The 9208-nt window shown below is 42.0% G+C and carries 20 protein-coding genes; all 20 read left to right on the forward strand.

Annotation, left to right across the window (positions count from 1 at the left end):
• The 20 genes from rplP (at position 1) to rpsK (ending at position 9051) form a co-directional block, all read left to right on the forward strand.
• On the forward strand, positions 1–435 hold the full coding sequence (gene rplP, locus H539_RS0109455; protein ID WP_026693328.1) for a 50S ribosomal protein L16: 435 nt from the start codon (positions 1–3) through the stop codon (positions 433–435).
• Positions 425–625, forward strand: a complete 201-nt coding sequence (rpmC, locus tag H539_RS0109460) for a 50S ribosomal protein L29 (RefSeq protein WP_026693329.1) — start codon at positions 425–427, stop codon at positions 623–625. Before rplP ends, rpmC begins: the two co-directional genes overlap by 11 nt.
• A gap of 21 nt (positions 626–646) precedes the next feature.
• Positions 647–910 (forward strand): 30S ribosomal protein S17, encoded by a 264-nt coding sequence (gene rpsQ / locus H539_RS0109465; protein WP_026693330.1) that lies wholly within the window; start codon positions 647–649, stop codon positions 908–910.
• 47 nt (positions 911–957) lie between these two features.
• Entirely contained in the window at positions 958–1326 is a 369-nt protein-coding gene (gene rplN, locus H539_RS0109470) for a 50S ribosomal protein L14 (RefSeq protein ID WP_026693331.1), read from the forward strand.
• Between the two features lie 40 nt (positions 1327–1366).
• Positions 1367–1678 carry a 50S ribosomal protein L24 gene (gene rplX / locus H539_RS0109475; protein ID WP_026693332.1) on the forward strand — a complete coding sequence of 104 codons (312 nt, stop codon included), beginning with the start codon at positions 1367–1369 and terminating at the stop codon, positions 1676–1678.
• A gap of 26 nt (positions 1679–1704) precedes the next feature.
• The gene (rplE, locus tag H539_RS0109480; protein ID WP_026693333.1) at positions 1705–2244 is read left to right on the forward strand and encodes a 50S ribosomal protein L5; all 540 of its coding nucleotides are present in this window, start codon (positions 1705–1707) and stop codon (positions 2242–2244) included.
• 29 nt (positions 2245–2273) lie between these two features.
• Positions 2274–2459: a type Z 30S ribosomal protein S14 gene (locus tag H539_RS0109485; RefSeq protein WP_026693334.1), complete on the forward strand. Its 186-nt coding sequence runs from the start codon at positions 2274–2276 to the stop codon at positions 2457–2459.
• A gap of 31 nt (positions 2460–2490) precedes the next feature.
• Positions 2491–2889 (forward strand): 30S ribosomal protein S8, encoded by a 399-nt coding sequence (gene rpsH / locus H539_RS0109490; RefSeq protein WP_026693335.1) that lies wholly within the window; start codon positions 2491–2493, stop codon positions 2887–2889.
• 30 nt (positions 2890–2919) lie between these two features.
• Positions 2920–3459 (forward strand): 50S ribosomal protein L6, encoded by a 540-nt coding sequence (rplF, locus tag H539_RS0109495; protein ID WP_026693336.1) that lies wholly within the window; start codon positions 2920–2922, stop codon positions 3457–3459.
• A 32-nt stretch (positions 3460–3491) separates the two neighbouring features.
• Entirely contained in the window at positions 3492–3854 is a 363-nt protein-coding gene (gene rplR, locus H539_RS0109500) for a 50S ribosomal protein L18 (protein ID WP_026693337.1), read from the forward strand.
• A 23-nt stretch (positions 3855–3877) separates the two neighbouring features.
• The gene (gene rpsE / locus H539_RS0109505) at positions 3878–4378 is read left to right on the forward strand and encodes a 30S ribosomal protein S5 (RefSeq protein ID WP_026693338.1); all 501 of its coding nucleotides are present in this window, start codon (positions 3878–3880) and stop codon (positions 4376–4378) included.
• A 13-nt stretch (positions 4379–4391) separates the two neighbouring features.
• Positions 4392–4574 carry a 50S ribosomal protein L30 gene (gene rpmD / locus H539_RS0109510; RefSeq protein WP_026693339.1) on the forward strand — a complete coding sequence of 61 codons (183 nt, stop codon included), beginning with the start codon at positions 4392–4394 and terminating at the stop codon, positions 4572–4574.
• Between the two features lie 33 nt (positions 4575–4607).
• Positions 4608–5048 carry a 50S ribosomal protein L15 gene (rplO, locus tag H539_RS0109515; RefSeq protein ID WP_026693340.1) on the forward strand — a complete coding sequence of 147 codons (441 nt, stop codon included), beginning with the start codon at positions 4608–4610 and terminating at the stop codon, positions 5046–5048.
• On the forward strand, positions 5048–6340 hold the full coding sequence (gene secY, locus H539_RS0109520) for a preprotein translocase subunit SecY (RefSeq protein ID WP_026693341.1): 1293 nt from the start codon (positions 5048–5050) through the stop codon (positions 6338–6340). The genes rplO and secY overlap by 1 nt, the downstream gene beginning before the upstream one ends.
• A gap of 57 nt (positions 6341–6397) precedes the next feature.
• Positions 6398–7048 carry an adenylate kinase gene (locus tag H539_RS0109525; protein ID WP_026693342.1) on the forward strand — a complete coding sequence of 217 codons (651 nt, stop codon included), beginning with the start codon at positions 6398–6400 and terminating at the stop codon, positions 7046–7048.
• A complete protein-coding gene (gene map / locus H539_RS0109530; protein WP_026693343.1) occupies positions 7048–7794 on the forward strand; it encodes a type I methionyl aminopeptidase in 747 nt (248 codons plus the stop codon). The genes H539_RS0109525 and map overlap by 1 nt, the downstream gene beginning before the upstream one ends.
• A gap of 88 nt (positions 7795–7882) precedes the next feature.
• Positions 7883–8101, forward strand: a complete 219-nt coding sequence (infA, locus tag H539_RS0109535; protein ID WP_026693344.1) for a translation initiation factor IF-1 — start codon at positions 7883–7885, stop codon at positions 8099–8101.
• Positions 8102–8138: 37 nt separating this feature from the next.
• Complete coding sequence (rpmJ, locus tag H539_RS0109540) at positions 8139–8252, forward strand: 50S ribosomal protein L36 (protein ID WP_003156543.1); 114 nt, start codon at positions 8139–8141, stop codon at positions 8250–8252.
• A gap of 21 nt (positions 8253–8273) precedes the next feature.
• On the forward strand, positions 8274–8639 hold the full coding sequence (gene rpsM, locus H539_RS0109545; protein WP_026693345.1) for a 30S ribosomal protein S13: 366 nt from the start codon (positions 8274–8276) through the stop codon (positions 8637–8639).
• 22 nt (positions 8640–8661) lie between these two features.
• Positions 8662–9051, forward strand: a complete 390-nt coding sequence (gene rpsK, locus H539_RS0109550; RefSeq protein ID WP_026693346.1) for a 30S ribosomal protein S11 — start codon at positions 8662–8664, stop codon at positions 9049–9051.
• The last annotated feature ends 157 nt before the right edge of the window (positions 9052–9208 follow it).

Here is a 9208-nt window from a genome sequence, read left to right on the forward strand (position 1 = left end):
ATGTTATTGCCTAAACGCGTTAAATATCGTCGTGAACACCGCGGTAAAATGAGAGGCCGTGCTAAAGGCGGAACTGAAGTTCATTTTGGTGAATTCGGTCTTCAATCTCAAGAAGCTTCTTGGATTACTAACCGTCAAATTGAGGCTGCTCGTATTGCGATGACTCGTTACATGAAACGTGGAGGTAAAGTTTGGATTAAGATTTTCCCAAGCAAGCCTTACACTGCTAAACCTCTTGAAGTCCGTATGGGTTCCGGTAAAGGTGCTCCTGAAGGATGGGTAGCTGTTGTGAAACCTGGTAAAGTTCTTTTTGAAATTTCCGGTGTTTCTGAAGAAGTAGCGCGTGAAGCTCTGCGTCTTGCATCCCACAAACTTCCAGTAAAATGTAAGTTTGTAAAACGAGAAGAAATTGGTGGTGAATCAAATGAAAGTTAATGAAATTCGTGACCTGACCACTGCCGAAATTGAACAAAAAGTTAAATCCCTTAAAGAAGAGTTATTTAACCTTCGCTTCCAGTTAGCTACTGGACAATTAGAAAACCCTGCACGCATCCGTGAAGTGCGCAAATCGATCGCTCGCATGAAAACTGTTGTGCGTCAAAGAGAGATCAGTGCTAACAATTGATAATGAGAGGAGGTTTGTAGAATGAGTGAACGCAATCAACGTAAAGTCTATACTGGTCGTGTAGTATCAGATAAAATGGACAAAACGGTCACTGTTCTTGTAGAAACCTATAAAAAACATTCTCTATACGGCAAGCGCGTGAAATATTCCAAGAAGTTTAAAGCTCATGATGAGCAAAACGAAGCAAAAACTGGCGATATCGTAAGAATCATGGAAACTCGCCCGCTTTCTGCTACTAAACGCTTCCGTCTTGTAGAAGTTGTAGAAAAAGCTGTTGTTATTTAATATATATATGTTCGGATCGACGTTAATTCCGAAGGGAGGTTTCGTACATGATTCAACAAGAATCACGTCTAAAAGTAGCTGATAACTCCGGAGCACGTGAAGTGCTTACTATTAAAGTTCTCGGTGGTTCAGGCCGTAAAACTGCTAATATCGGTGATGTTATCGTTTGTACAGTAAAACAAGCAACACCTGGTGGCGTTGTTAAAAAAGGTGACGTTGTTAAAGCTGTTGTTGTACGTACAAAGAGCGGTATGCGCCGTCCTGACGGATCATATATCCGTTTTGATGAAAATGCATGTGTAATTATCCGTGACGATAAAGGCCCACGCGGCACTCGTATCTTTGGACCAGTTGCACGTGAATTGCGTGACAACAACTTCATGAAAATTGTTTCACTTGCTCCAGAAGTTCTGTAATGATAAATCGTAAAATGCCTTTCAAGGAGGTGCGAATCTCATGCATGTAAAAAAAGGTGATAAAGTAGTAGTCATCTCTGGCAAGGACAAAGGTAAACAAGGCGTAATCCTAGAGGCTTACCCTAAAAAAGACCGAGTGCTTGTTGAAGGTGTGAACATTGTTAAAAAACATTCAAAACCTTCTCAAGCCAATCCGCAAGGCGGCATCAATAACCAAGAGGCTGCTATTCACGTATCAAACGTCATGCTTCTTGACCCTAAAACAGGAACTCCTACTCGCGTAGGTACTAAAGAGGTAGACGGCAAAAAAGTACGTGTTGCTAAAAAATCTGGCGAAACTTTAGATAAATAAGTTAAAGAAGAAGGGAGGTACACTACATGAACCGCCTAAAGGAAAAATTCCAAAAAGAAATCACTCCTGCTCTTATGAGCAAGTTTAATTATAATTCTGTGATGCAGACTCCAAAGATTGAAAAGATCGTAATTAACATGGGTGTCGGTGATGCAGTATCAAACGCAAAAGCATTAGACACTGCTGTAGAAGAGCTTGCAATAATCACTGGTCAAAAGCCATTGGTTACTAAAGCTAAGAAATCTATTGCAGGCTTCCGTCTTCGTGAAGGTATGCCTATCGGTGCGAAAGTAACTCTTCGCGGCGAGCGTATGTATGAATTCCTAGACAAATTAATTGCAGTATCTTTACCACGTGTACGTGACTTCCGCGGTGTTTCTAAAAAAGCATTCGACGGTCGCGGTAACTACACTCTAGGTGTTAAAGAACAATTAATCTTCCCTGAAATTGACTATGATAAAGTGAGCAAAATCCGCGGTATGGACATCGTAATCGTTACGACTGCCAATACTGACGAAGAAGCTCGTGAACTACTTACTCAATTCGGAATGCCATTCCAAAAGTAAGATAATCGCTAAATAAGGGAGGCGAAAACGTGGCTAAAAAATCAATGATCTTGAAGCAAAAAGCTGGTGCTAAATTCAAGGTGCAAGAGTATACTCGCTGCGAACGCTGCGGGCGTCCACACTCTGTATACCGTAAATTTAAGCTTTGCCGTATTTGTTTCCGTGAACTTGCTTATAAAGGACAAATTCCTGGCGTTAAAAAAGCTAGCTGGTAATACCTGATATTGGGAAGGAGGTAAATAAACAATGGTCATGACAGATCCAATTGCAGATTTGCTTACTCGCATCCGTAATGCGAATATGGTACGTCACGAAAAATTAGAAGTTCCAGCTTCAAAGATTAAAAGAGAAATCGCTGAAATCTTAAAGCGTGAGGGCTTCGTACGTGATGTAGAATTTATTGAAGACAACAAACAAGGTATCATCCGTATCTTCTTGAAATACGGTCCAAACAACGAGCGTGTAATCACTGGATTAAAACGCATCAGCAAGCCTGGTCTGCGTGTATACGCAAAATCAACTGATGTACCACGTGTACTCAACGGTTTAGGTATTGCTTTAGTTTCTACATCTCAAGGTGTTGTAACTGATAAAGACGCTCGCGCTAAGCAGATTGGCGGAGAAGTTCTAGCATACGTTTGGTAATAAATCTTTACACGAATGGAGGTGCACTAAATGTCACGCGTAGGTAAAAAACCAATTGAAATTCCTGCAGGCGTAACAGTTACTGTTGCTGAAGACAACACTGTAACTGTTAAGGGCCCTAAAGGTGAATTAACTCGCAGCTTCAACCCAGAAATGGCAATTTCAACTGAAGAGAACGTACTTACTGTTACCCGTCCTTCAGAAGATAAAAACCACCGTACCCTACACGGTACTACTCGCGCACTTCTTTCTAACATGGTTGAAGGCGTATCTAAAGGTTTCGAAAAGAACCTTGAGCTTATCGGGGTAGGTTACCGTGCTCAGAAACAAGGTAAAAAGCTTGTTCTGAACGTAGGTTACTCTCATCCGGTTGAAATCGATCCTGAAGAAGGTATCGAAATCGAAGTTCCTGCTAATACAAAGATCTCAATCAAAGGTATCAGCAAGGAACGCGTAGGTGCTTTGGCAGCTAACATCCGCGATGTTCGTCCTCCAGAGCCTTACAAAGGAAAAGGTATTCGTTATGAAGGTGAATTCGTTCGCCGTAAAGAAGGTAAAACAGGTAAGTAATGCCGCATAGGTAAACGAAAGGAGTGACCTAAATGATTACGAAGCTTGATAAGAACGCAACCCGTAGGAGAAGACATGCACGTGTACGTGCTAAGCTATCTGGCACTGAAGCTCGTCCACGCTTGAATGTGTATCGTTCAAACAAACACATTTATGCTCAATTAATCGACGACCTTTCAGGCGTAACTCTTGCAAGTGCTTCTACTTTAGATAAAGAATTAAGCCTAGAGTCGACTAGCAACCTTGAGGCAGCTCAAAAAGTTGGCGAATTAGTTGCAAAACGTGCTGTTGAAAAAGGTTACAGCTCTGTTGTATTTGACCGCGGAGGATACCTTTACCACGGCCGTGTAAAAGCATTGGCTGATGCTGCTCGTGAAAACGGCTTACAATTTTAATCAAAAAAGGAGGGACATATCAGATGCGTCGCATTGATCCAAATAAGCTTGAACTTGAAGAACGCGTTGTTACGGTTAACCGCGTAGCTAAGGTTGTTAAAGGTGGACGTCGTTTCCGCTTCACTGCTCTAGTTGTAGTTGGAGACAAGAACGGACATGTTGGATTCGGTACTGGTAAAGCTCAAGAAGTTCCAGATGCTATCCGCAAAGCAATTGAAGATGCAAAGAAAAACTTAATTACAGTACCTATGGTTGGTACAACAGTTCCACACCAAGTCAACGGACACTTCGGTGCTGGCCACATTCTATTGAAACCAGCTTCTGAAGGTACGGGTGTTATCGCTGGCGGACCTGTTCGTGCGGTACTCGAACTTGCAGGTGTAAGTGATATACTTTCTAAATCCCTAGGTTCTAACACACCAATCAACATGGTGCGTGCAACAATCGACGGATTGAAGCAATTAAAACGTGCTGAGGACGTAGCAAAATTACGTGGAAAATCAGTAGAAGAACTATTAGGATAAGGAGGGAATTCGAATGGCTAACAAATTAGAAATTACCCTCACTCGCAGCTTAATTGGTCGTCCTGATGATCAACGCGTAACAGTTAATACGCTTGGTCTGCGTAAGTTAAATCAAACAGTTGTTCATGATGATAACCCTGCGATTCGCGGTATGATTAATAAAGTTGCTCATCTTGTTACTGTAAAAGAACAATAAAATACATTTCTCACTTAACAAGGAGGTGCCAACATGAAACTTCATGAGTTAAAACCTGCAGAAGGTTCTCGTAAAGAACGTAACCGTGTAGGTCGTGGTATTGGATCCGGTAATGGTAAAACTGCCGGTAAAGGTCACAAAGGTCAAAACGCCCGCTCAGGCGGCGGCGTACGCCCAGGCTTCGAAGGTGGTCAAACACCACTTTTCCGCCGACTTCCAAAACGCGGCTTCACTAACATTAACCGTAAAGAGTTTGCAATTGTAAACCTTGACGCTTTAAATCGCTTTGAAGACGGTACAGAAGTTACTCCAGAACTTCTTATCGAAACAGGCGTGATCAAGAATGAAAAAGCAGGAGTTAAAATTCTTGCAAAAGGTAAAGTAGAGAAAAAGCTTACTGTTAAAGCTCATAAATTCTCCTCTGCTGCTAAAGAAGCGATCGAAGCTGCTGGCGGTCAAACTGAGGTGATTTAATGTTTCGCACAATCTCCAATTTTATGCGCGTGGGTGACATAAGAAGAAAAATTCTTTTTACACTCTTAATGTTGATTGTCTTTAGACTTGGTACATTCATTCCAGTTCCAAACATTAATGCAGATGTACTGAAAGCACAGGATCAGTTGAATGTATTTGGGATTCTGAATACATTTGGCGGCGGTGCGCTAAAGAAATTTTCCATCTTTGCAATGGGGATTATGCCTTATATCACAGCATCCATCATCATTCAGCTTTTGCAGATGGATGTTGTTCCTAAGTTTACTGAATGGTCTAAACAAGGGGAAGTTGGAAGACGTAAATTAGCTCAGTTTACCCGCTATGGTACTATCGTGCTAGGATTTATCCAGGCTGTTGGTATGTCTTATGGGTTCAATAATATGTCCAACGGAATGCTGATTAAAAATCCCGGTATTGGAACATACCTTTTGATAGCTACAGTGTTAACGGCAGGCACCGCTTTCCTTTTGTGGTTAGGAGAGCTGATTACTGCCAAAGGAGTTGGAAATGGGATTTCCATTATCATCTTTGCTGGAATAGCTGCCGGCATTCCTACTACAGTCAATCAAATTTATGCACAGCAAATCGAAAATGCAGGAGACCAGCTATTCTTGCGAATTGTTACGGTGCTTCTGATTTTTATTGCTGTTATCGCCATTATCGTTGGAGTTATTTTTATTCAGCAGGCACTTCGGAAAATTCCGATTCAGTATGCTAAACGTCTGGCAGGAAGAAGCCCAATGGGCGGACAGTCAACACACTTGCCATTAAAGGTTAATTCAGCTGGTGTTATCCCGGTTATCTTTGCGGTATCGTTTCTAATCACACCTCCAACGATTGCATCCTTCTTCGGAAGTAATGATGTAACCCGCTGGATTCAGAACAACTTCACATATACGCATCCAGTTGGAGCTATCGTATATGTGGTGCTGATCATTGCTTTTGCATACTTCTACGCCTTCATCCAGGTCAATCCTGAGCAGGTCGCAGATAATCTGAAAAAGCAGGGTGGATACGTGCCTGGAATACGGCCAGGGAAGAACACGCAGGATTATCTATCAAGGGTATTAGGCCGCCTAACATTTGTTGGTGCCATATTCCTTGCTTTGATTGCAATTTTGCCAGTTATCTTTATCACGATTGCAAATCTTCCGCAAACGGCACAAATTGGCGGCACGAGCCTGCTGATCGTTATCGGGGTTGCCCTTGAGACGATGAAGCAGCTTGAAGCTCAGCTGGTAAAACGCCATTATAAAGGCTTTATCAAATAAGGTTTTGGGAACTATGGTTCCCCGAACCTATTATAGAGTTTGAGGGGGGAACCTAAATTGAACCTAGTATTAATGGGGCTTCCGGGCGCCGGTAAAGGTACTCAAGCCGAAAGGATCGTAGAAAAATACGATATCCCTCATATTTCTACAGGAGATATGTTTCGCGCGGCTATCAAGGGCCAGACGGAACTTGGTTTAAAAGCTAAATCATACATGGACAAAGGAGAACTAGTTCCAGATGAAGTGACCATCGGGATTGTCCGTGAAAGATTAAGTCAAGATGACTGCAAAAAGGGTTTTTTACTAGATGGTTTTCCGCGTACAGTAGCGCAGGCAGATGCTCTAGAAAACATCCTGGCAGAGCTTGACCGCCAGCTTAACTTTGTTATCAATATCGACGTTGATAAAAATATTTTAATGGAACGTTTAACTGGCCGCCGAATTTGCAAAGAGTGCGGTGCTACGTACCATTTAGTATTTAATCCTCCGGCAAAAGATGGCGTATGTGATCGCTGCGGCGGGGAACTTTATCAGCGAGCTGATGATAATCAAGAAACCGTTCAAACAAGATTGGAAGTAAACATGAAGCAGGCTCAGCCTCTAATGGACTTCTATGAAGAAAAAGGTTACCTTCGACATATTAACGGGCAGCAGGATATTGACAAAGTGTTTGCTGATATTCAAGAACTGCTTGGGGGATTACAATAATGATCATTTGTAAAACTCCTCGCGAATTGGACATCATGCGAGAAGCAGGCAGGATCGTTGCCTTAACTCATCAAGAACTTAAGCCATACATCCAGCCGGGAATCACTACCAAAGAACTGGATCAAATTGCTGAGAAATTCATATGCAAACATGATGCATTTCCTTCGTTTAAAGGGTATAATGGTTTTCGCGGAAGTATATGTGCTTCTGTAAATGAGGAACTTGTTCACGGTATTCCAGGTAATCGGGTACTTAAGGATGGCGATGTGATCAGCATCGATATTGGTGCTAAATACAATGGCTATCATGGGGATTCAGCCTGGACGTATCCAGTAGGAACCATTGATGAAGAAACAAAGCGGCTCTTGGATGTTACCGAAGAGTCATTATATAGAGGATTGAAGGAAGCAGTGCCAGGCATGCGTCTTTCAAACATCTCCCATGCTATTCAGACTTTTGTAGAAGATCAAAAATTCTCAATTGTCCGCGAGTATGTTGGACATGGAATCGGTCAAGACTTACATGAGGACCCGCAAATCCCTCATTACGGCCCTCCCAATAAAGGGCCTCGTTTAAAGCCGGGTATGGTATTATGTATCGAGCCTATGGTGAATGCGGGAAGCCGTTACGTAAAAACTCTGTCAGATGGATGGACGGTAGTAACGGAGGACAAAAAAATGTGCGCTCATTTTGAGCATACCATTGCAATTACCGAGGACGGTTTTGACATATTAACCAGGGCGTAGGAACGTGCTCAGGAAAGGCAGGCCGGTTTGGCCAATATGAATGTGTTCACATATAAAGGACATCTGATAAGAAGGGAGAAGATTTATAATGGCGAAAGACGATGTAATTGAAATTGAGGGTAAAGTAACCGAAACTTTGCCAAACGCTATGTTTAAGGTAGAATTAGAAAATGGTCATACTGTTTTAGCTCATGTTTCCGGTAAAATCCGTATGCACTTTATTCGTATTTTACCAGGTGATAAAGTAACAGTTGAGCTTTCACCGTATGATTTAACTCGCGGCAGAATCACATACCGATTCAAATAATCTGGTTCTCTCCGATCTATATAAGGAGGTTAAATCAATGAAAGTCAGACCATCTGTAAAACCGATCTGCGAAAAGTGTAAAGTTATCCGCAGAAAAGGAAAAGTAATGGTTATTTGCGAAAACCCTAAGCATAAACAAAAACAAGGCTAATTTTGAAGGAGGTGCACACAAATGGCACGTATTGCTGGAGTTGACGTTCCACGTGACAAACGTATCGTCATTTCATTAACATACATTTATGGTATTGGTAAACCAACAGCACAACAAATTCTATCTGAAGCAGGTGTTTCTGAGGACACTCGCGTTCGTGATCTTACTGAAGACGAATTAAACAAAATCCGTGATATCATCGACCGCCTAAAGGTTGAAGGTGATCTTCGCCGTGAAATCTCTCTAAACATCAAGCGTCTAATGGAAATCGGAAGCTATCGTGGTCTTCGCCACCGTCGCGGTTTACCTGTTCGTGGACAAAACACTAAAAATAATGCTCGTACACGTAAAGGACCAAAACGTACTGTAGCTAACAAGAAAAAATAATCTGTAAAGGAGGGTACTTTTCATGGCACGTAAAACTAATACTCGTAAACGTCGTGTGAAAAAGAATATTGAGACTGGTATTGCTCATATTCGTTCAACTTTTAACAATACAATTGTAACTATTACTGACAGCCAGGGTAATGCTATTTCTTGGTCAAGTGCGGGTGCTTTAGGATTCAAAGGATCTCGTAAGTCTACTCCGTTCGCGGCTCAAATGGCAGCTGAAACTGCAGCTAAAACTTCTATGGAACATGGTTTAAAAACTTTAGAAGTTACAGTTAAAGGACCTGGAGCAGGACGTGAAGCTGCAATCCGTGCACTTCAAGCTGCTGGTCTAGAAGTTACAGCTATCAAAGACGTAACTCCAGTCCCGCATAACGGATGCCGTCCACCAAAACGCCGCCGTGTTTAATTTTTCTGTATAGAATTTGTATCTCTGTCTATACTGGGATATGATAGGATTCTTCCTGCGTTCATACAGAAGATTATTTCAGTTGTTGCGCACAATCGGGAAAGTTAACATGGGGAATTTCGGTTAGGAAGATAACTAGCCGGGGTTTCGACGTTTT

The sequence above is a fragment of the Peribacillus kribbensis DSM 17871 genome (genome assembly GCF_000430765.1).
Classification (GTDB): domain Bacteria; phylum Bacillota; class Bacilli; order Bacillales; family DSM-1321; genus Paraperibacillus; species Paraperibacillus kribbensis.